Annotated in this window: 25 protein-coding genes; 8 read left to right on the top strand and 17 right to left on the bottom strand. The window is 47.9% G+C overall.

The annotated features are described in order from the left end of the window. Positions 1-42 precede the first annotated feature (42 nt). The 5 genes from B9L21_RS06375 to B9L21_RS06355 all read left to right on the top strand — a co-directional run bounded on the left by B9L21_RS06375 (position 43) and on the right by B9L21_RS06355 (position 4,323). On the top strand, positions 43-450 hold the full coding sequence (locus B9L21_RS06375; RefSeq protein ID WP_063165678.1) for a hypothetical protein: 408 nt from the start codon (positions 43-45) through the stop codon (positions 448-450). 189 nt (positions 451-639) lie between these two features. Next, on the top strand, positions 640-1,920 hold the full coding sequence (locus B9L21_RS06370; protein ID WP_012749092.1) for an IS110 family transposase: 1,281 nt from the start codon (positions 640-642) through the stop codon (positions 1,918-1,920). A 523-nt stretch (positions 1,921-2,443) separates the two neighbouring features. Next, positions 2,444-2,665, top strand: a complete 222-nt coding sequence (locus tag B9L21_RS06365; protein ID WP_063166459.1) for a hypothetical protein — start codon at positions 2,444-2,446, stop codon at positions 2,663-2,665. A gap of 106 nt (positions 2,666-2,771) precedes the next feature. Continuing rightward, entirely contained in the window at positions 2,772-3,557 is a 786-nt protein-coding gene (locus B9L21_RS06360; protein WP_063166458.1) for an SDR family oxidoreductase, read from the top strand. A gap of 325 nt (positions 3,558-3,882) precedes the next feature. Continuing rightward, positions 3,883-4,323 (top strand): DUF4871 domain-containing protein, encoded by a 441-nt coding sequence (locus B9L21_RS06355; RefSeq protein ID WP_063165677.1) that lies wholly within the window; start codon positions 3,883-3,885, stop codon positions 4,321-4,323. Between the two features lie 317 nt (positions 4,324-4,640). Here B9L21_RS06355 and B9L21_RS06350 read toward each other — a convergent pair whose 3' ends face one another. The 17 genes from B9L21_RS06350 to B9L21_RS06270 all read right to left on the bottom strand — a co-directional run bounded on the left by B9L21_RS06350 (position 4,641) and on the right by B9L21_RS06270 (position 17,613). Continuing rightward, positions 4,641-5,027 (bottom strand): DUF302 domain-containing protein, encoded by a 387-nt coding sequence (locus tag B9L21_RS06350; RefSeq protein WP_011231549.1) that lies wholly within the window; start codon positions 5,025-5,027, stop codon positions 4,641-4,643. Between the two features lie 149 nt (positions 5,028-5,176). After that, on the bottom strand, positions 5,177-5,959 hold the full coding sequence (locus B9L21_RS06345) for a sulfite exporter TauE/SafE family protein (RefSeq protein WP_063165676.1): 783 nt from the start codon (positions 5,957-5,959) through the stop codon (positions 5,177-5,179). Positions 5,960-6,042: 83 nt separating this feature from the next. Then, complete coding sequence (locus B9L21_RS06340; protein ID WP_063165675.1) at positions 6,043-7,179, bottom strand: MBL fold metallo-hydrolase; 1,137 nt, start codon at positions 7,177-7,179, stop codon at positions 6,043-6,045. Between the two features lie 49 nt (positions 7,180-7,228). Beyond that, positions 7,229-7,798: a sulfurtransferase TusA family protein gene (locus B9L21_RS06335; protein ID WP_063165674.1), complete on the bottom strand. Its 570-nt coding sequence runs from the start codon at positions 7,796-7,798 to the stop codon at positions 7,229-7,231. Positions 7,799-7,819: 21 nt separating this feature from the next. Then, positions 7,820-8,116, bottom strand: coding sequence for a rhodanese-like domain-containing protein (locus tag B9L21_RS06330; RefSeq protein ID WP_063165673.1), 297 nt, complete (start codon positions 8,114-8,116; stop codon positions 7,820-7,822). Between the two features lie 12 nt (positions 8,117-8,128). After that, the gene (locus B9L21_RS06325; protein WP_063165672.1) at positions 8,129-8,494 is read right to left on the bottom strand and encodes a rhodanese-like domain-containing protein; all 366 of its coding nucleotides are present in this window, start codon (positions 8,492-8,494) and stop codon (positions 8,129-8,131) included. Between the two features lie 14 nt (positions 8,495-8,508). Further along, positions 8,509-8,991, bottom strand: coding sequence for a DsrE/DsrF/DrsH-like family protein (locus B9L21_RS06320; RefSeq protein WP_013145017.1), 483 nt, complete (start codon positions 8,989-8,991; stop codon positions 8,509-8,511). A 51-nt stretch (positions 8,992-9,042) separates the two neighbouring features. Continuing rightward, entirely contained in the window at positions 9,043-9,270 is a 228-nt protein-coding gene (locus B9L21_RS06315) for a sulfurtransferase TusA family protein (RefSeq protein WP_047818515.1), read from the bottom strand. 104 nt (positions 9,271-9,374) lie between these two features. Next, the gene (locus B9L21_RS06310; RefSeq protein ID WP_063165671.1) at positions 9,375-9,635 is read right to left on the bottom strand and encodes a metal-sensitive transcriptional regulator; all 261 of its coding nucleotides are present in this window, start codon (positions 9,633-9,635) and stop codon (positions 9,375-9,377) included. Next, complete coding sequence (locus tag B9L21_RS06305; protein WP_063165670.1) at positions 9,602-9,997, bottom strand: hypothetical protein; 396 nt, start codon at positions 9,995-9,997, stop codon at positions 9,602-9,604. The genes B9L21_RS06310 and B9L21_RS06305 overlap by 34 nt, the downstream gene beginning before the upstream one ends. 504 nt (positions 9,998-10,501) lie before the next feature. Continuing rightward, positions 10,502-11,071 (bottom strand): class I SAM-dependent methyltransferase, encoded by a 570-nt coding sequence (locus tag B9L21_RS06300; RefSeq protein WP_063165669.1) that lies wholly within the window; start codon positions 11,069-11,071, stop codon positions 10,502-10,504. A 174-nt stretch (positions 11,072-11,245) separates the two neighbouring features. After that, positions 11,246-12,373, bottom strand: coding sequence for an MBL fold metallo-hydrolase (locus tag B9L21_RS06295; RefSeq protein WP_063165668.1), 1,128 nt, complete (start codon positions 12,371-12,373; stop codon positions 11,246-11,248). A 46-nt stretch (positions 12,374-12,419) separates the two neighbouring features. After that, on the bottom strand, positions 12,420-12,665 hold the full coding sequence (locus B9L21_RS06290; protein ID WP_011231561.1) for a glutaredoxin family protein: 246 nt from the start codon (positions 12,663-12,665) through the stop codon (positions 12,420-12,422). 25 nt (positions 12,666-12,690) lie between these two features. After that, on the bottom strand, positions 12,691-13,080 hold the full coding sequence (locus B9L21_RS06285) for a DsrE/DsrF/DrsH-like family protein (protein WP_020278573.1): 390 nt from the start codon (positions 13,078-13,080) through the stop codon (positions 12,691-12,693). An 872-nt stretch (positions 13,081-13,952) separates the two neighbouring features. Next, positions 13,953-14,744, bottom strand: coding sequence for a putative hydro-lyase (locus B9L21_RS06280; protein WP_063165667.1), 792 nt, complete (start codon positions 14,742-14,744; stop codon positions 13,953-13,955). Between the two features lie 102 nt (positions 14,745-14,846). Then, positions 14,847-17,294: a DEAD/DEAH box helicase family protein gene (locus B9L21_RS06275; RefSeq protein ID WP_063167328.1), complete on the bottom strand. Its 2,448-nt coding sequence runs from the start codon at positions 17,292-17,294 to the stop codon at positions 14,847-14,849. After that, on the bottom strand, positions 17,287-17,613 hold the full coding sequence (locus B9L21_RS06270) for a nucleoside triphosphate pyrophosphohydrolase (protein WP_063165666.1): 327 nt from the start codon (positions 17,611-17,613) through the stop codon (positions 17,287-17,289). Before B9L21_RS06270 ends, B9L21_RS06275 begins: the two co-directional genes overlap by 8 nt. A gap of 223 nt (positions 17,614-17,836) precedes the next feature. On the opposite strand from B9L21_RS06270, the gene B9L21_RS06265 reads away from it, so the two are divergent. The 3 genes from B9L21_RS06265 (at position 17,837) to B9L21_RS06255 (ending at position 19,439) form a co-directional block, all read left to right on the top strand. Then, the gene (locus tag B9L21_RS06265; RefSeq protein ID WP_063165665.1) at positions 17,837-18,298 is read left to right on the top strand and encodes a CBO0543 family protein; all 462 of its coding nucleotides are present in this window, start codon (positions 17,837-17,839) and stop codon (positions 18,296-18,298) included. Positions 18,299-18,364: 66 nt separating this feature from the next. Further along, positions 18,365-18,697, top strand: coding sequence for a hypothetical protein (locus B9L21_RS06260; RefSeq protein ID WP_063165664.1), 333 nt, complete (start codon positions 18,365-18,367; stop codon positions 18,695-18,697). A 274-nt stretch (positions 18,698-18,971) separates the two neighbouring features. Further along, entirely contained in the window at positions 18,972-19,439 is a 468-nt protein-coding gene (locus B9L21_RS06255) for a CBO0543 family protein (RefSeq protein WP_063165663.1), read from the top strand. Positions 19,440-19,568: the final 129 nt, after the last annotated feature.

The following is a 19,568-nucleotide window of genomic DNA, read 5'->3' as shown; positions in this document are numbered from 1 at the left end:
TAAAAGATAAATTAGCGTCTAATTAGAAAAGGGGGTAATCATTTGAAAATTAAGGCTTTATTTTCTTTAATGATAGTGTTTTTGTTTGTAGTAACGGGATGTGCAAGTGAAATAAAAAACAAAGAACAAAAAATTGTGGTTTTTGGTGATGAAGGTTCTAAAGAAATCACTGATAATAAAAAAGTTTCACAGTTAAATAAAATACTAAATAATATTGATTGGGAAAATGCCGAAGTGCAAATGGCACGTTTACCAGATTATAGCTTTCAAATTGTTGCTAAAGATGAATCCATTGAAGCAAAAGCGGTAACTTATGATGTTTGGATTAGCCCTAATAAAGACAAATTTGAAATTGTTAAAAGAGATGGTCAATATGCTCAATTAACAAAAGAAAGCTCAGCTCTCTTGTTTGAGATTATGACAGGAGGGAAATTGGCTGATTTAAAATAATTTAGTCATTGTATTAACGAGATTAGTTCAATAAATAAAGAAACAAACTTACCACTTTATTCATCTTTTATAAATGAAGATAGGAGCATTCCCGTTAGGAGCTTTTCCGGGGACTTGATCAAAAAAAGCCCTCTTGGTATGATACAGGGGTGTCAACCACATCACTCACCATACCAAGGAGGACTTCAGATGAATTGTACACAAAACTATAAAATTGATCAAGTAACCGAACAAACGCTTGTCGTGGGTATTGATATCGCGAAACGAACCCACTACGCCTGCTTCGTGGATGACCGGGGGCGCGTGCTTCGCAAATCGTTCCCGATCTTCCAGTCGAAAGAGGGGTTTCAACAGCTGTATAAAGCGATTCAGGGGGCGATGCAAGCGTTCGGGAAGTCAGAGGTGATCGTCGCCGTGGAGCCGACCGGGCACTACTGGTTGAACCTGGCCTACTTCCTCGAGGAGCACGGGATCCCGTTGGTCATGGTCAACCCGGCGCATGTGTGCCGGTCGAAAGAACTTGATGACAACCTGCCGACGAAACACGACGCCAAAGACGCCCTGGTCATTGCCAGACTGGCAAAAGACGGACGATTCCTCGTTCCCCGGCTGCTGCACGAGATTGAAGCCGATTTGCGCGTGGGGAGCACGCTCAAAGAGAAGCTCCGCAAGGAACAGACGGCGGTGAAAAACGCGATCGTCCGCTGGACGGATCGGTATTTTCCAGAGTTTTGGACCGTGTTTCGTGACTTGGGGAAAACGGCGCTTTCGGTGTTGGAGTGGACGCCGCTTCCGGCTGATATGGCCGGCCGGACGGTGGAGGAGCTTCTTGAGGTGTACCGGCAAAGCGAAGGGATGAAATGCCCGCAGAAGGCCAAAATTCAGGCGTTGATCAACACCGCGAAGGACTCGATTGGGGTGACGGAAGGGACAGCGATGGCCCGGTTTGAGATCGCCGCGCTCGTCCGCCGATACCGCCAATTGGAGGCGGAGATCGCTGCACTGGACGCCGAGTTGAAGGCATTGGTTCAAACGACGATGGAGTACCAATGGTTGAAAACGGTCGACGGGTTGGGAGACGCCACGATCATCGATCTGCTGGCGGAGATCGGCAGCTTCGCCCATTATCGGGACCCGCGCCAATTGGTGAAGTTGGCGGGCCTGACGCTCAAGGAGAACTCCTCCGGCCAGCGCAAAGGGCAAAAGCACATCTCCAAACGGGGACGGAAACGGTTGCGCTCGGTGCTGTTTCGGGCGATGATTCCGCTGATTCGGCATAACGAGGCGTTTCGCGAGCTGCATGAGTATTATACGACCCGATCCGTCAATCCGCTGACCGGAAAGCAGTCCATCGTCGCCTTGTGCCGGAAGCTGTTGAATGTGCTGTTTGCGATTTGTACGAAGAAACAAGCGTTTGACGCGGAGCGAATGAAACAGGACGTCTTGTCCCAGGTGCAACGGGCGGCCTAAGGCCTCCCCCCTGCGAACGGAAGAATCGTTGGACAACGAGATGACACCGGAGAAGCTGGCGTGATTTCATCCATTCGACCTTGAGTCCCTAAAGGAGCTTGGCCGGCCTCCGCCTGATGACGAGACCGAACGAGGGAATGTTGGCGCGAAGACGCCCGGAGACATGGGAGGGTTCGTCCTCATCAGCGACGCGGAGATCCAAAGGGTGCATCGAATATGCTTCCCCCCGCGGCAGGAAAATATAACCAGCCGTGGCCGCGAAGCGCACCCTAGGTCTGTAAGATATCCACAAAACTGAAAAAGGATGTAAGGGATTTTGTCGAAAAATATTTTTTGGACACCCCTGAGAGGCCGAAAAGCCTTGATAGATCAACATTTCTAGAGGGAGGGCGCACCCTAGGTCTGTAAGATATCCACAAAACTGAAAAAGGATGTAAGGGATTTTGTCGAAAAATATTTTTTGGACACCCCTGAGAGGCCGAAAAGCCTTGATAGATCAACATTTCTAGAGGGAGGGGATTATATGCCAGAGCGCGGACGAAACGACCATCCGCACGAGTTTTACCGCGACGGCGCCCGCGAAAGCATCATCAATGATGCGACTGCCGACGGCGCCAAGGCGATCGGGGTGCGAAGCGATGCTGATCCGCTGCAGTCGGCCAACCGTGGCCCATTCCACGTTGACCATCTTGAAGTGGAAGAAGGGATGAAACGTTTTCGGGAGCTAATGGAAGGAAAAAAGTGATTCGCTAGGCGAATCGCTTTTTTTCGCGGATCCGTAAAGAAGGAAAATGGCGAACGAGCGCGAATATTGTTATTTGTTATGACTATTTTTTTCGGGGGGGATGACCATGGAGTTCGGATTGGCCGGGAAAACGGCGTTGGTTGCCGCCTCAAGCCAAGGGCTTGGCAAGGCGATTGCCCGGGCGCTTGTGCTTGAAGGAGCGAACGTGATGATTACAAGCCGGAATGAGGAAAAACTGCAGGAAGTCGCCGAGGAGCTGAGCAGTTTACATAAGGGGCGCGTCGCTTATGTGCGCGCCGATGTGACGAAAGCGGATGACATCCGTCGACTTGTCGCGACAACGGTGGAGACGTTTGGAACGATCGATTTGCTTGTCAATAACGCCGGCGGCCCTCCGGCGGGAACGTTCGAAACAGTGAGCGACGAAGACTGGCAATACGCGTTCGAGCTCAATTTATTGAGCTACATTCGGCTGATTCGTGAAGCGCTGCCTTATTTAAAGAAAAAAGGCGGCAAAATTGTCAATATCGCCTCGTCGTCCATCAAAGAGCCTATTCCGGGGCTCATCTTGTCCAATACGTTCCGCACCGGGATTGTCGGGCTGACGAAAACGCTTGCGGCGGAGTTCGCCCCTGACAATATTTTGATCAACACAGTCGCTCCCGGACGGATCGCGACGGAACGGGTCGCCTTTTTAGACAAGGTGAACGCGGAAAAGCTCGGCATTACGAAAGAGGAAATGGAAGCGCGCATGAGAAGCGCCATTCCGCTCGGCCGTTACGGAACGCCTGAGGAGTTTGCCAACGTTGTCGTCTTTTTGCTGTCGGAGGCAAACTCGTACGTCACCGGGCAGGCGTTGATCGTCGATGGCGGCATGGTGAAAGCGATTTAACCCCGGTTTAGTATTCGTACGGGGGACGGGAAGGATTTTTATCTTAATTAGGCGAGAAGACTCTCACTTCAACGAAGCGAAGCGGAGTAAGTGGGAGATGAATCGCCTTAACTATATTTTGCTGAAAATAGGATAGATTCAGTAAAATATAGTATCATATAGTTAGATGGGAGGTGAAAACATGTATTTTTCGCACCCTAGGTCTGTAAGATATCCACAAAACTGAAAAAGGATGTAAGGGATTTTGTCGAAAAATATTTTTTGGACACCCCTGAGAGGCCGAAAAGCCTTGATAGATCAACATTTCTAGAGGGAGGGAGAAACGTTGAAACAATTTATTTCTTGTATTTTTTTATTTTTGCTTCTTTTGGTGGGATGTTCGAATAATGTAGAGAAATCTAAAGAAGAAAAATGGGAAGTTAGTCCAACGTTCTCTACGGACTATGGTGAAATGTTTGGTAAGGAAGGAAAAATAGGCATCATCGGTGGTGAAGTAAAAGCAGGAAAAGGACAAAAGTGGATGTGGCATTTTTGGGGTTCGGAGGATATTTCTTATAAAGAATGGGAAGTAAAGGCTGTTCACCAAGATACCAATAAAGAAATCAATCCAATCCTGTTTAAAGATGAAAAGTTAACGCCGAAAGATAAAGAAATTCAAGGACATGCTCGTTCACAAGTATCTTTCCCTTCGCCAGGACTGTGGAAAATTAAAGTGTTTATCGACAATAAATTTTTTGATGAATTTGTTGTTGAGGTTAAGAACTAAACATTTCTTTAATTAATGGGAATCTTCAGTTCAATAAGAAACACTAATAAGTATTAAAAACGCTCAGAATGAAAATCTGAGCGTTTTTCTTTGCGATTTATATTGTTATTTTTGTTTAAATGTATTGCTAATTACCTTGCTATTTGATGTATTATTTAACATTTTCCCTTCCTAATGTGAATCCGTTAGCAATTACCCTGCTTTTTAATTTAATTGAATGCTAATTGATTTGTCAAAAATAGTGTCATTTTCGACCATTTTTTTGTTTTTGCACCTCAAAACGGAACCCTTTAGTCTGTGGGACACCTTTTTCCTTTTCACTGACGGCATTGGTCAATGCAAGCGACCAACCTTTTCTCAATATCTTCCGCGATTTCCTTCAACGCCGGCTCGTTCACCATGCCAACAAGCATTGTCGGCTTCGGCATGCCGATTTTCGTTGTGCCGTTCTCTTGATAGACAACGAGTTTACACGGCAAAAAATAACCGACCAACAAGTTTTCATTTAACACCCGCGCCGCTTCTTGCGGGTTGCACACTTCCAAAATGACCATCGGCGTGGAAAAATCAAGCCCCTTTTCTTGCAGCTTCTCGGTTACGCTAAACTGCCAGAGCACGCCAAATCCTTCTTGTTTCAAGTTCTCTTCCAAATGCTCGATCGTTTCGCCCATGTCTGTTGGCACGTCAACCGTGTAATGGAACATCGCTCCTTCTTCCCTTCGTTATGTTTTCCCGTTGTTTAGCATGCCCAAATCGATCGCTCACCATCACGCAGAAAACGGACGGCGACACATGATCAGTTCCAGCGTTCACATGTCTTTTCCCGTGACCCGTCGCCTTTCAAGCGCTTCGATCATAAAATATCCACCCAAATTTTCACTGCTGTCGCCAAAATCAATACTGCCAAGATCACCTGCAACACTTTCGTATTCATCTTTTGTCCGGCTTTCGCCCCGAGCGGTGAGGCAAGCAAACTTGCGATGATCATGATGAACGCTGGAACGTAATCGACTTGGCCGGTGGTGATTTTCCCGAACGTCGAGCCGATCGAGGAAATGAACGTCACCGCCAAAGAAGTAGCGATCGTCATTCGAGTCGGAATTTTCAAGACGACGAGCATAACGGGCACAAGTAGAAATGCCCCCGCCGCCCCGACGATGCCGGACCCGACGCCGATCAGAAACGCCAAGACGGCCGCCAGCCATTTGTTGAATGTCACTTGGTCGAGCGGAATGTCATCGATCCCTTTTTTTGGAACAAACATCATGATCGCTGCCAACGCCGCCAGCACGCCGTAGACAACGTTAATCGCTCCTTCACTCATTAGCTTCGAGCCATAGCCGCCGACGAAACTGCCGATGAAAATGCTTGCCCCCATATACAAAATGAGCGATTTATTCAAGTAGCCGCCCTTCCGGTACGCCCATACGCCGCCGATCGTGGCGAAAAACACTTGCACGGCGCTGATCCCCGACACTTCATGGGCGCTGAACGCCGCCAGCCCAAACAACGGCGGGAGGTATAGCAGCATCGGATATTTAATAATGGATCCGCCAATGCCGACCATACCGGAAATAAAGGAGCCGATAAAGCCGATCAAAAAGATGACAATGATAAACTGAAGCGATATGTCCACCTTTTACGCCTCCTCTCTTGATCTTTATTGAAAAACGAGGGGGATCTGTTCAGCACATCCCCCTCTACCTAAGCAACCGCTCATTAGGCATGAGTATGATGCAGCGCGCAGCGGTTCGGGCCGATCTCAAGCTCTCGTTGTGTTTCGATATCCACCGTTTTGAGACCGCGGTTGATGGCGACAATGTCTTCGAAGTTCGGCGGGGTTTCCGTTTTGGCGCTTTGGATGACAAGATCGATAAATTCGTCTTTTGGTTTGTTTTGCATCATCTCATTGCGGGCGCGGATACGGCCTAACGCATCGCCGACATACCCCTCCGCGTTGATTTCTTCGTCTAAGTTCGCGTAGTGCGCCGGCAAGACGATGACATCATCAGCCATGGCTGTGACTTTTTCATATACGGTGTGATACAAATCTTCTGCCCATTCGGCCACTTTGCCGCCAAGGTCCGGACGCCCGAGACCGCCGACAAAAATCGTGTCACCTGAGAACAACCATTTTCCGTTGACGAAGAACGAGACGCTGCCCGGCGTATGGCCCGGCGTTTTCACTGCCAGCACTTCAAGATGAACGTTTTCAAAGTCGATCGTTTCATGTTGCTCAAGCGGCTTGAAATCGAACACCGCCCCTTCGCTTTTCATCAAGTAATATGCTGCTCCCGTTCGTTCAGCCAGCGCTTTGCCGCCGGACAAATGATCGGCATGCAAGTGCGAATCCACGATATGCGTGATCGTTACCCCTTCTTGTTTGGCCACTTGTTCATACACATCGACAAACCGCAATGGATCGACGACAAGCGCTTCGCTTCCTGAGATGATCATATACGACAGGCATCCTTTGCCGACGCGGATGAATTGGTAAATTTTCAATTGATCATCTTCGTATACCTTCGCTTGATGGAGATGCTCGCTCCACGCCTGCATCCCGCCGGCGAGCGTATACACGTTGTCAAACCCGGCTTCTGCCAGCTGCTCAGCGACAAACGCCGCCGATCCGCCCTTCGCGCACACGACGACGATGTCTTGGTCTTTCGGAAGACGGTCGACAATCGAATCCACGCCGTCAATCAATTCGAAATACGGCACGTTCAAATACGCGAAGTTTTCCCCTTCGATTTTCCAATCGCGAAAATCGCTTTCATTGCGAACGTCCAAGATAAACAACGATGCTTTGTTTAACACCTTTTCCGTCATTTGTTGTACAGTCATTTCTTTCACCATGCCCATATACCCCCTAGTGTATATTAGTTTGTTGAAAAAGGCCGCTCAATTATGATTGAGCGGAATCAAGCGGCCCATTCCACTGCGACATGCCTGGAATGACGTTGCGCACACGGTCAAATCCGTTTTCGGCCAGCTTTTGTGCGGCCAAATCGCTCCGTGTCCCTGTGCGGCACACGACGTAAATCGTTTTGTCTTTCGGAAGCTCTGTCATTCGGCTGTCAAGATCCCCGAGCGGAATCGAAACCGCACCTGGAATATGGCCGAACGCATACTCCGCCGGTTCACGGACATCCAAGACGAACGAATCCGGATCGTGAAGTTTTTCTTGCAATTGTTCATTCGATACGACATGAGGGAATGCCGTTTCTTTGCGTGTTTCATTTTCCGCTGACTTGCGGATATAATGTTTCAAAACCCCATTTTCTTCAATTGTTCCTAAATATTGATGCCCTGTGCTTTCCGCCCATGCTTTAATATCGGCTTTGGATCCCTTATCCGTCGCCTGCACTTCCAGCACTTGACCCGGTTGCAATTCATTGATCGCCTTTTTCGTTCGAACGATCGGCATCGGGCAGGACAGTCCTTTCGCATCAACGGTCATATCAACTTTAATCATGAACGAATCCCTCCTTACAGCTTATTCGACAGGCCCTTCCCAGGCGAGCATGCCGCCTGTCATGTTGATGACGCGGTAACCGCGGCTGTCAAGAAACTCCGCGGCACGGCCGCTGCGGCCGCCGGAACGGCAGACGAGAATGTATTCCTCATTTTTGTCCAATTCATGCATGCGAAACTCGATCAAACCGAGCGGAATGTTGACCGCTCCCGGAATTTTTCCTGCGGCCACTTCATCCGGTTCGCGCACGTCAATGATCCGAAGTGGCTCTCCGGCGCGAAGCCGTTCTTCCACCTCTTTCGTTGTGATTGTTTTCATCGTCATCCTCCTCTACTGCCAAGCGCTTAAACCGCCTTTGACGTTCGTTACGTGCTGAAATCCCATTTTCTTTAATAATTTGCTCGCTTTTTGGCTTCTCATTCCGCTTTGACAAATGACCACCACTTCTTTTTCTTTCGATAGTTCGCGAGCACGTGCAGCCAATTCGTGCAGCGGAATGTTGCGAAAGCCCGGCAAGTGGAAAGAGCGAAACTCCATCGGAGTGCGCACGTCAATATATTGCACGCCAGGTTGTTTCAGCCGCCGTTTTAACTCCGCTGTCGTAATCATTTGCACACCTTTCGGCGGAATGAAACGACTGGCGAGAAACCAAGCAAGCAAAACGAACAACACGATGTTGATGATGGTTTGTGACATACCCTTCCCTCATTTTAAATAAATAAGTTCACATTTCCTTCCGAAGCATCAGCCAAATACGCAGCCACCCCCGCAAACTCAATGCCGTCGATCAATTCTTCCGGCTTCAGCCCCAGCAAATCGACCGTCATTTGACAGGCGACAAGCTTGACACCTTGCTCTTTCGCCATTTCGATCAACTGCGGAAGCGGCATGGCGTTATGCTTTTTGATCACCTTTTTGATCAACTTCGGGCCGATGCCGGCAAAATTCATGCGCGACAGCCCCATGCGGTCCGCGCCGCGCGGCATCATTTTCGCGAACATCTTTTCAAGAAACCCTTTTTGCACTGGAACCGACGCCTCTTTCCGCAAGGCGTTCAGCCCCCAGAACGTATGAAAGATCGTCACGTCATGGTCGTAGGCAGCGGCGCCGTTGGCGATGATGTAAGCCGCCATCGCCTTGTCATAGTCGCCGCTGAACAAAATGATCGTCGTCTTTTTCTTCGGCTGTGTCATCTGGCTGCCTCCTTCCCTTCATACCTGTATGGGTATAAAAATGTGCACACATTATCCTTTTTGGATCCAGAACATCAACACACCGTTGTCTTCTTTCATCTCAAGCACCGTATGGCCGCTCGCTTTCGCCCATGCCGGCAAATCGTTTTTCGCCCCTTTATCGGTCGTGTGCACCTCGAGCACTTGACCTGATTGCAATTCGTCCATCGCTTTTTTCGCTCTCACCACCGGCATCGGGCAAGCTAGTCCTTTGGCATCCAATACTTTTGCTACATTCATCATTGATGACCTCCTTGGTTAGATAAAGTTTATTACCATTACCCCTATGGGTATATTACTACAAGAAAAAGAACGTTGTCAACACCTTTTTGTTGAGCAACGCATTAACGGCTTTTGACCAATAGTTCGACGGCTTCTTTGACAAGATGATCTGCGTTTTCTCCTTTTTCCATGCTTTCCCGCAGGCAATGTTCCAAATTGGTGCTGACGATGACGGCAATGGCGCGATCAATGGCATTGCGCGCCGCCGACAGCTGGGAAACGACGCTCTTGCAGTCTTTGCCTTGTTCCATCATACCGAGGACGCCTTTAATTTGTCCTTCAATCCGTTTTAAGCGGTTTTTGATTTCTTTATTGTATTCCATCGGTTGGCTCGCCTCCTTGTTCGACAATCACAAGCCGCGATTGAGTAGCTTTTCACCTCATAACCGTAGCGGCGCAGCAGCCGAATGCCAATATTTTTTTCCACCACATCTTGAGCAACCACATGCAATGGCTGCCGCGGAATGGATGACAGCTGCCGTTTGATATAGGCAACAGGGATATGCAGTGCATGGCGAAACATACGGTCGTTGATTTCATTATAATCACGCAAATCGACAATAAGCAAGTGGTTCGACACTTGATCGACCGAAAGACACAAAACGCCTTTTACCGGACCGTAGCGCCGATACAGCGCTACGATGAACAAAGTGAGAAAAATCAGCAACAAACTGCCCCCAATCAATATCTCACCCTCCTCTTCTTTATCTATGCAAAGTGATTATATACCCCTAATAGTATATAATCAACAGGAATGTATTTCCAACCGTCTTGCTTTTCCACAAAAACCGCTGCAGGCAGGGAAACCTGTCATTTTTCTAGCGGGCTGGTGATTTACTCACGCAACCGCTTCTCGGAATCGTTTCCCAAGTAGAAAAAACTTGTTACATCAGCCTCTATGTTCACGCGTTCAATCATCGATCAAGACAAACAGCTGTTTTTCACCAACCTTCTAGGCTTCCAAAAAAGCTGGTGATGTAACGAAACGCGCTATTTTCCGACAATATTTATCAAATAGAGAAACTTTGTCACATCAGTTTTTTGTTCCTTGTAGTCCCCATGATTCACCGGCCTTTTACAAGACCGGTGATACCATGAAGAACGATGCTCAACAATCACCTTCTCAAATCAAGAAACGGATTGTTGCACCGCGTACTCGGTGCGACTATCCGCCCTCTGAAAAATCGGATTACGTCCAACGAATCAACAAGCCATAGACAGCTGGATGGAAACGGACAAGTTCCACATGCCCCGCTTTTTGTTTCATATAGGAAAGCAACTGATCGGACGGAATGCGCTCATGCAAGGGCGGTCCCATTTCGCTTTCTATCGCTTCCCATTCAATCAAAAGAAACGTCCCGTCCGGCTTCATCACACGGCGAATTTCATCAATGGCAGCATCTTTTTGCTCCACTTCATGAAAGACAAACGCCATGATACCTTTATCGATGGAGCGGGAAGGTAGCGACGTCGAAACGACATCCGCGACTTGGTATTGTATGTTCGTCATCCCTAGCTGTTGCGCCCGCTGCTTTAGCAATTCGATCATCTCAGGCTGCACGTCAACCGCATATACGTTTCCGTTTGTTGCTTGCGCCAACGGAATCGTGAAATAACCGTTCCCTGCCCCTAGATCCATAATCGTATCGTCCGGTTTCACTGACAACACCGAAACCGCCTTCTCCGGGTCGATCCATTCTTTGCGCTTCGGATCCAATAACCGTTCGGCATGTTCATGATGAAAACGATGCCCTGTCATTCGTTCCCCTCCGATTCCTGACTTTTCATTTTAATCGTATTCTCCATTTTCTCCTTCATCAACACAGGATCATAGCATTAAACAACTGCTGCGCGGTTTGGTTTCCAGAACTACGAAATCTCAATTGTTCAACCCGATGAAAAAAGCCGGCATTCGAAAACGCCGGCTCCTTTTTTATCGAACGGCGCAACGGTTTGGACCGATTTCCATTTCCCGTTGTTCGTCTTCTGTCGGATGCAGTTTCCCCATATTGGTCTGCCGAATTTCCTGATAAGCGTTCGGTTGCGGCGGCAAGTTTTCTGTCACGGTACGACGAAACTCTTCATCACTAGAAATATTCAGTCCGTGATTTTTCTTATACAAAATCCCCAACCGTTCAGCGACACTGCCGTCCTCGTTCATTTCCTTCGGCCCCATATAATGGGCTGGCAACACAATTAAATCATCCGCCAATTGTTTATAACGACGATAAAGGGTTTCCCGCAGATCGCTCACCCAGTCTTGCGCTTTCCCCGCCAAATCTGGGCGTCCGATCGAATCAACAAACAAAATATCGCCGGTTAATAAATATTGATCATCTACAATAAACGATGTACTGCCAATCGTATGTCCCGGTGAATACAACGCTTCAATCACGACATGGCCAACGTGGATGCGGTCGCCATCTTGAATCGGTGTGTAGGTAAACGTCACCTCTTCTGCGTCTTTCGGCGGCAAGTAATACGTCGCACCCAGTTCTTCCGCCAACTTACGCCCGCCAGAAATATGGTCGGCATGCAAGTGCGTATCGAGCACATGCTTGATTGTAATGCCGTGTTCGTTCGCAAAACGGACGTAAGCGTCAGTCATGCGGTTCGTATCGATCAACGCCCCCTCACCGTTCGATTCGACAAGATACGAGAGACACCCTTTGCCAAGGCGGACGAATTGGTAAATCGTCCCTCCGCTTTTCAGCTCACCGATTTTTACGGGTTCCAAATGCTCGCTCCATGCCTTCATCCCGCCTTCGATCGAATAAACGTCCGTATAGCCCGCTGCTTCCAACTGTTCGGCCACAAACTCTGACGAACCGCCCTTCGCGCAAACGGCATAAATCGTTTTGCTTTTCTCTTTCGGCAAACGGTCCAAATATGGTTCAATGCCATCCAACACTTCAAAATACGGAATGTTGACGACTTCGACTCCTTTTCCTTCAATACGCCAATCAGCAAAATCTTCGGGATTGCGGGCGTCTACGATAAACAACTCCTCGCCGCGCATAATTTTATTGGCGATCTCTTTGACCGAAATCGTTTTTGCCAACGATATCCCCTCCTGATCTTATGGTTTTGTCAATGGTCCATTATTCTCAACGATGATTCGTCTGATTCCACAATGCCATAATGGCATCTGGATCATACCCGAGCACCCAACGGCCGCCGATTTCGATTTGGGGCACGCCCATTTGCCCCGTCGTTTCCACCAGTCTGCGCGCTGCTTCCGGGTCGAATTCGACATTCACTTCTTTAAACGGAATCCCTTGAGCGCGCAAAAAGTTTTTCGCCATGACGCAGTATGGGCACGTCGTTGTAGTATAAACAGTAACTTGTGCCATGATTCTCTTTCCTCCTCTCTTTCGATTAGAAGGCCAATGTAATATCGGCGTCTTTCGCAAACTGCAGGAACGTCGCTGCTCCCGCCACCTCAATGCCATCGACGAATTGGTTTTTGTCAAGCCCCATGACATCCATCGTCATTTGGCAAGCGATCAGTTTAACACCCATCTCTTGCGCCATTTGAAGCAACTCGGCAATCGATGGAACGTTCGCTTTTTGGAACCCTTGTTGAAAATGCTCTTTCCCTTCAGGAATCGGCAATTGTTTGTGCGCCTCTTTATGGATGAGATTCAACCCTTCAAATGTGAAAAACACGCCGACTTCTGCGTCTGCCGCCGCAGCCGCTGTCGCAATGTTAAACACCTTGTACGCATCAAACAACCCGCCGTTTGCTGCAATAATCGCCACTTTCATCGAAAACAACCTCCTTGAATATTTTCGTCATTATGTTTGAGTACTTAACTCAATTCTATACATACATGTCGCCCAGACACATACATATACATGTATGTGTATTACACTAACCATGTTATCGAATGCTTTTTTGTTTGTCAACAAAAAAGCAGCGTTATTTTCGCTGCTTTTTCAGCGCATCCCCATATTCCCCTGTATCCAATTCCACAGTCACTCACGTTGATGCTCCAAAGAACCATCCACTATAACCGCTATTGAGACACGAACTAAGACGATGGCTATAAACACTTTCTTTACGAACGGCAAAGAAAACAGCCACCCGTGTTCTTTACTTCTTACTATTACTTCGTTCCATTTTCATATCCCCATCAACACTACTTCGCACGATTCATTACACTTTGATTACGGTACTGTAGATGAGCAAATTTGCTAACATAAATTTACAAACTAAACAAAAAAGGAGACATGAACCCGATTCCTTGGTTAGAATAGATGTGCTACCAACTACCCACAAGGAGGTTCATGTCTCATGAATATCTATGACGCCGCAAAGCAAGATATTCCCATTGATGTGATCAAAAAACAGCTCCATGTCGCCTAAGGGGTCCCCTGTTTGTCTCTTAGGGAATGGAAATTACTGTAATGAAAAATACTCATCTACAGAAATAAGTCAATCAACGATTTCTATTTTAGAAGTATAGATTTTGCTTAGAGAATTTCTTCTCCTACCTTCTTTCCATATTCAAATACGCATGTAGTTGATGACTTGTCCATCTATCCATTATAGAAACAACGATCACCACGAATTCTGTCGATTACCAAAACGTTAATCGTCTTTTTTCTTCCGGATCGAGATAAAGAAATCATTTGCGCTACAAAACTCCAAACTGCTCATCACGCAAATCGGTGATAAACATATGCCCTGGAGCATGAGTAACCATAATTTCCGGCTTTACTTCCATCGCAACAGCCTGAGGTGTAACCCCACAAGCCCAAAACACAGGGACTTCTCCCTCATGTATTGTGACCGGATCACCAAAATCAGGTTGATGAATGTTCTTGATTCCTATCTGTTCTGGATCACCAATATGAATAGGAGCCCCATGAACAGATGGAAAACGGCTTGTGACTTGGACTGCCCTTACCACGTCCTTACGACGGATAGGGCGCATGCTTACAACCATAGGCCCTTCAAATCTTCCTGCTTTTACACACGGAATATTCGTTTTATACATCGGAACATTCCGGCTTTCTTCAATATGGCGAACGGGGATTCCATTATTCATTAGAGCATGCTCAAACGTAAAACTGCACCCTAATAGAAAACCGACCATTTCTTCATTCCAAAGATCAATAATGTCTGTTCTCTCTTCTGTTAGTACGCCATTTCGATAAATCCTGTATTTCGGCAAATCCACACGTAAATCTGCGTTCGGTGCCACCAGGTTTGGAACCCATGATCCTGGCTCCGTCACATCCAATACCGGACAAGGCCTCGGATTGCGTTGGCAAAATAGGAGAAACTCAAACGCCAATTCTTTTGGCAAAACAACTAGGTTAGCTTGTGTATAGCCGTTTGCCACTCCTGCCGTCGGTTTTATCCATTCGTTATTTCGTATCATCCGCCGAGCCTCTGTTGGGTTTATTGATGCAACAGAAAACACTTTACCCTCTCCCCCTTAGATTCTATTTGCCGCTTCCCCTCGAGTAAGCACATGTGACCGAATATCCTGTGTAGTTATTAAGGATGATACTCCTATCCTCATTTATCCACTTTTCCTCTCAAAATACACATGCAACCGATACTCACAAATTTCTTTCGTCCAGTTGTACAAGATTTCTTCATGTTCATGTGCGATGGAAAATTGGAGCGCAAACACATTGTTTGCAAAGGAGATCAGTCCCTTTGAGCTGCCGCTCCATTTCGTCATCGGCATGCGGGCGATCAGTTTGCTCACCTTTTCCTCGTCGTACTCCCAAAGTCGTTTCGTTTCCCCATCGGAAAAATCAACGCGCTTCCGGTATTCTTTTTCTGTTAAATACTGGTGAAAGAACGGTGCCGCTTGTTGCGGAGTGATGGGCTCATGCCAGCCCGAAGGCCCGCGCTCGAGCATGGCTTTTAAGACAACCATTTTATAACTTTTCGACATTACCGTCCGCTCAACCTCAACAAGCCACGGTTCATGCTTAAGAAACACTTCCTTCTCTAAATCCGACAGCTCCCCTGCCCAATAAAGGAAGCCAAAATACGACTTAAACTCTGATTTATATTCCGCTGCTTCACTTCTGCCGTGTAAGTGCAACTCCATGTAGCTCGGACGACGTCCAAGCTCTTGCTTGAGCTGTCTGTAATCGGCCAGCAGCCGTTCTTTGCGCGGTTGGCGTTTTTTCTGCATCTCCTCGAGAAGATGGATGGCCTGGACATCAAGATGCAGTTCGCATGGTTCCGGAACCGTTGGCACAACGGATTCCCTCGCCTTTTTCTTCGTTTCGCCCCGCTGTGCATCAAAGAGGCGCAGTTTGACATCAGCATTGCGGTAGTTTCCGATTAAATCAATGATCACGCAGTAGTCCTTGCCCTCATACAGCCGCAGCCCGCGCCCGACTTGCTGGGTGAAGACGGTCAACGATTCCGTCGGCCGCACGAACAAAAGTGTATCGACAGAAGGAATATCGACCCCTTCATTGAACAAGTCGACGGTGAAAATAGCGTCCAGTTCACGGTGTTCCAACATGGCAATGGCCTGTTGGCGCGGGATGTCCGTTTGCTTCGAGTGAAGGCTGATCGTCCGGTAGCCATGGCGGCGGAAATATTCGCACAAGAAATCGGCTTGCCGAATCGATGAACAAAAAACAAGTGTTCTTGTTTTCTTATATTGCTCCCATGCTCGCAAAATGTTTTCCGCCATCTCCTCGCGAAGCTGCGCTTGAAGCAATTCTTTCTCATCATAGCGGCTGCCGAGCCATTTGATTTGCGAATAATCAGTGTCATCGTACACGCCATAATAGCGAAACGGCGCAAGCCAACCGCGCTGCACTGCTTCAATAAAGTCAATGCGGTAGGCAACGTTTCCATCGCAAATCGCGTACACATCTTTATTGTCGTTCCGATCTGGAGTGGCGGTGATGCCAAGCAAAAACTCCGGCCGGAAATAGCGAAGGACGCGCTCATATGAGCGAGCCGCCGCATGGTGGAACTCGTCGACAATAATCAAGTCAAATGAGTCAGGACGAAACGAAAGCAAATGTTTTTTCATGCTCAGCGTAAAGATCGAGGCAAACACCATATCCGCATTTCCATCTTTTTGATTGCCGTCGTATATACCCGCCGTTCGATCCGGGATCACACGTTCGAACGACTGTTTTGCCTGGCGAAGAATCTCCTCGCGATGGGCGATGAACAGCACTCGCGAAAAACGGCGGGCAAAAAAAGCAGCCAAGTATGTTTTTCCCAACCCGGTCGCCATGACAACCATCGCTTTGTCGTATCCTTCTTCATACGCAGCTTCCAACCGCTCCAATGCCTCAACTTGGGCAAAGCGCGGCTGGATCGTTCCATATGGAGTAGCCGTCTCATGAACAACATCGGCCTTGTCCGCCGTCTCTTCTTCTTGCTTCTTTTCCGTTTCCGACGGAAGCATTAACTCGATTTCCTCTGTCTCAGCCCATGTACGAGATAAGTTGGGATGGCGTTGGTGATTATCTTGATACTGTTTTTCATAGTCAGCGATCGTTTCGGCGTTGACCGGCACCGTTTCCGGAGCGTAAAACAGCTTTAAAAACTGCTCCATCGCTTCGGCAAATACATCTTCATCAACACTTTTATCCAGCCCCACATTCCACTCGATGCCGTCTGTGAGAGCTGAATGAGATAAATTAGAAGACCCGATGATAAAGTAGCCTTGTTCGCTGTCCTCAAACAGATAAGCCTTCGGATGAAACGAAATCCCATCACTTCTAAACAGACGCACTTCGATGTCAGGATGAATCGAAATCAGTTCACACAGCGCTTCCGGCTGGGTGACAAACAAGTAATCACCGATACAAATTTTGATGTCTGCCCCCCGCTCTGCCGCTACCCGCAAACTGTCCTTCAATAGGCGAACCCCGGATTTCATGGCAAACGACGTCAATATGTATATCGTCGATGAGCGGCCTATTTGTTCCTGCAGCTTGTCAATGAGCCGCCGTGAAATCAACTCGACTTTACTCATCATGAACCTCGACTAAAAAAATTTTTTCACGGAAGCCCCCGCGTTCTTCTGCTTTTTTCGCCCGGATTTGTTCCACTTGTTCGATCGAAGCGCCATGACACGCGGCTAAGGCATGAATAATTTCCAACACATCCGCAAGCTCTTCGATGGCGGCCTCGTCGGTCGCTGCCTGAACATACTCCTCAAGCTCTTCAAACGCTTTCTTCTGCAGTTCTTTCTTATATTCTTCCTCATCGAGTATGCGAGCGGTGAACGTTTTTCCGGCTTGTTCGATAATGGCTGGGATGCGGTCGCGAACGAGTTTATTGTATATCGGCATATCTATTCCTCCATCTACGAGACTATACGATTATTTTACAAGATCTCGCCTTTTTTTCATAGAAAGAACAAGCAGAAGGCCCTTTTTCTAAGGACTATTGTTTCTGGCTAAATAAAACTGTTATCAATCGTCACAAAATAACTAAACCAAAAGACTCACATACTCCCCCCTCCTCCGTGCCATATTAAAGAAAAATCGACATGATTCGTGCTTGGAGGCTTGTATGGAATGGCTCATTCTTTGGCTGCTTGTAGCGATCGGCGTCGGTCTGCTTTTGTTTAGTTTCCGCTTGTTGTCGTTGCGGGAAGTGTCGATCTCCTTTCTGCTCAATGCGTATGCGGCGAGTTTTTTCGGTGCGATCGTGGCTGGGGCCGGGCTGCTCGAGTATCCGGTCCGTTTTTTTGCGGCTTATACGGACAATAGTGTCATTTTTGAATATCTTCTCTATCCGGTCGTTAGCGTATATGTGTATGCGACATCAAGGCGTTCGGGCTGGTTGGGCGTGGCGGCGCAATGTGCGGGGTATGCGGCGGTGTTGACGGGGGTAGAGGTAGTATTTGAGCGGTATACGGATTTGATTGAGTACCACCGCTGGACATGGGTGTACTCCTTCGTGACCATGTTTTTCTTAACGCTCGCCGTTCGGCTGCTTGCGGGGCGGGTGGTGGGGAAGACGGAGAAGTAGGCATGTCTACTTTTCCTTTGAAGCGCTATACATATACTATAGCCTATCCGAAAGGGGACAAGAATCGTGGTGCTGTTTGACGTGAAACACCGATTGTACTATGAAGCGATCAATTCGGCGCGGCCGAAAATGGCGCCGGTTCGCCAGGACCGGGCGTGGGGGTATGTCTGGAAAACCGTGAACGGGGAGCCGGTGAAGTTTTGGATCGATTTTCGCCGCGGGCGGTATATGTACTTTGAATACGGCCAGAAGTGGTATCGGGTCGCGTATTTGCAGGCGAATGAACGGAAGTCGGGACACGATGTGCTCGATGGGGCGATGATCGATTTGACCGTCGATGGGCATCGGCTTCTGTTCATGAAAGGGCGCATCCGCCGCCAAGCGGCGCTTGCTGTGTAAGATGCAGGGCTGACGCACTTGCTGGATCATGGGGACACTGAAGCTGCCAGCGAATCCTTGTCCCTCTCTTTCTTCGTCTTGGATACGATGCACATGATGCTTAGAAAGACAGGGAAAAACCACCGTTTCCCCTTCATACAACGGCTTGCGGATATGGAGTGGTCTCTCCATCTGGCGACAAAGTACGGACAAAAACAGCCTAGTTGAAGATGATTTGACACCAAGCCGCACATACTAACCAATAAGCAAAGTCATCATAGGAGACGATGAACGGATGGACCGAATCCATTTGTGGGGGTTGCTTGTTGTTGGCATCATTCTACTATTTTTCAGCTTGCGAACCCCGCCCATCAAAGACAAAATTTTAGTGTTTCTGTTAAAAGCGTACTTTTCCTCGTTTTTTGGCGTTATTGTTGTGGAAGCCAAGCTGTTAGAGTACCCTGTCCGTTTTTTAGGCAAATATTTTGAAGCGAGCATTCTTTTTGAATACTTTCTTTATCCGACCGTTTGTGTTTATTTTTACCAAACTTCGTACCATTCCCGCCTGCCTGGAATTATTGTCCAGTGCGCATTGTATGCCGGTGTTTTGACAGTCGTTGAGGTGTTTTATGAAAAGTACACGGATTTGATTGAATACCACCGATGGACGTGGATGTATTCGTTTCTCACCATTTTCGTTTTATCGTTTTCCGTTCGGATGCTCATGAAGCTGATTCATAGGTGGGGGCAGGCAACTGGCTAGGAGGATGGGGATTGACCCAACAATAAAGCCCAACCATCCCCCTTCGCCATTTGAGAATCAAGATGGACGCTCGATTTCTTGTTTCCCGAAAACCGTTGACGGAAGGATGCCAAACATGCGAAAAACAAC

The organism is Geobacillus uzenensis, assembly GCF_002217665.1.
GTDB lineage: Bacteria > Bacillota > Bacilli > Bacillales > Anoxybacillaceae > Geobacillus > Geobacillus subterraneus.
The sequence above is the reverse complement of the archived record's forward strand: the minus strand, read 5'-3'. Positions and strand labels throughout refer to the sequence as shown.

Excerpts from the sequence above, each read along its gene's own strand:
- B9L21_RS06360 (WP_063166458.1), top strand. The coding sequence starts at position 2,772 with ATGGAGTTCGGATTGGCCGGGAAAACGGCGTTGGTTGCCGCCTCAAGC.
- B9L21_RS06350 (WP_011231549.1), bottom strand. The coding sequence starts at position 5,027 with ATGTTCCATTACACGGTTGACGTGCCAACAGACATGGGCGAAACGATC.
- B9L21_RS06320 (WP_013145017.1), bottom strand. The coding sequence starts at position 8,991 with ATGACACAGCCGAAGAAAAAGACGACGATCATTTTGTTCAGCGGCGAC.
- B9L21_RS06290 (WP_011231561.1), bottom strand. The coding sequence starts at position 12,665 with ATGGCACAAGTTACTGTTTATACTACAACGACGTGCCCATACTGCGTC.
- B9L21_RS06285 (WP_020278573.1), bottom strand. The coding sequence starts at position 13,080 with ATGAAAGTGGCGATTATTGCAGCAAACGGCGGGTTGTTTGATGCGTAC.
- B9L21_RS06270 (WP_063165666.1), bottom strand. The coding sequence starts at position 17,613 with ATGCCGATATACAATAAACTCGTTCGCGACCGCATCCCAGCCATTATC.
- B9L21_RS06300 (WP_063165669.1), bottom strand. The coding sequence starts at position 11,071 with ATGACAGGGCATCGTTTTCATCATGAACATGCCGAACGGTTATTGGAT.
- B9L21_RS06370 (WP_012749092.1), top strand. The coding sequence starts at position 640 with ATGAATTGTACACAAAACTATAAAATTGATCAAGTAACCGAACAAACG.
- B9L21_RS06255 (WP_063165663.1), top strand. The coding sequence starts at position 18,972 with ATGGACCGAATCCATTTGTGGGGGTTGCTTGTTGTTGGCATCATTCTA.
- B9L21_RS06310 (WP_063165671.1), bottom strand. The coding sequence starts at position 9,635 with ATGGAATACAATAAAGAAATCAAAAACCGCTTAAAACGGATTGAAGGA.
- B9L21_RS06325 (WP_063165672.1), bottom strand. The coding sequence starts at position 8,494 with ATGTCACAAACCATCATCAACATCGTGTTGTTCGTTTTGCTTGCTTGG.
- B9L21_RS06340 (WP_063165675.1), bottom strand. The coding sequence starts at position 7,179 with ATGGTGAAAGAAATGACTGTACAACAAATGACGGAAAAGGTGTTAAAC.
- B9L21_RS06275 (WP_063167328.1), bottom strand. The coding sequence starts at position 17,294 with ATGAGTAAAGTCGAGTTGATTTCACGGCGGCTCATTGACAAGCTGCAG.
- B9L21_RS06265 (WP_063165665.1), top strand. The coding sequence starts at position 17,837 with ATGGAATGGCTCATTCTTTGGCTGCTTGTAGCGATCGGCGTCGGTCTG.
- B9L21_RS06365 (WP_063166459.1), top strand. The coding sequence starts at position 2,444 with ATGCCAGAGCGCGGACGAAACGACCATCCGCACGAGTTTTACCGCGAC.
- B9L21_RS06330 (WP_063165673.1), bottom strand. The coding sequence starts at position 8,116 with ATGAAAACAATCACAACGAAAGAGGTGGAAGAACGGCTTCGCGCCGGA.
- B9L21_RS06335 (WP_063165674.1), bottom strand. The coding sequence starts at position 7,798 with ATGATTAAAGTTGATATGACCGTTGATGCGAAAGGACTGTCCTGCCCG.
- B9L21_RS06315 (WP_047818515.1), bottom strand. The coding sequence starts at position 9,270 with ATGAATGTAGCAAAAGTATTGGATGCCAAAGGACTAGCTTGCCCGATG.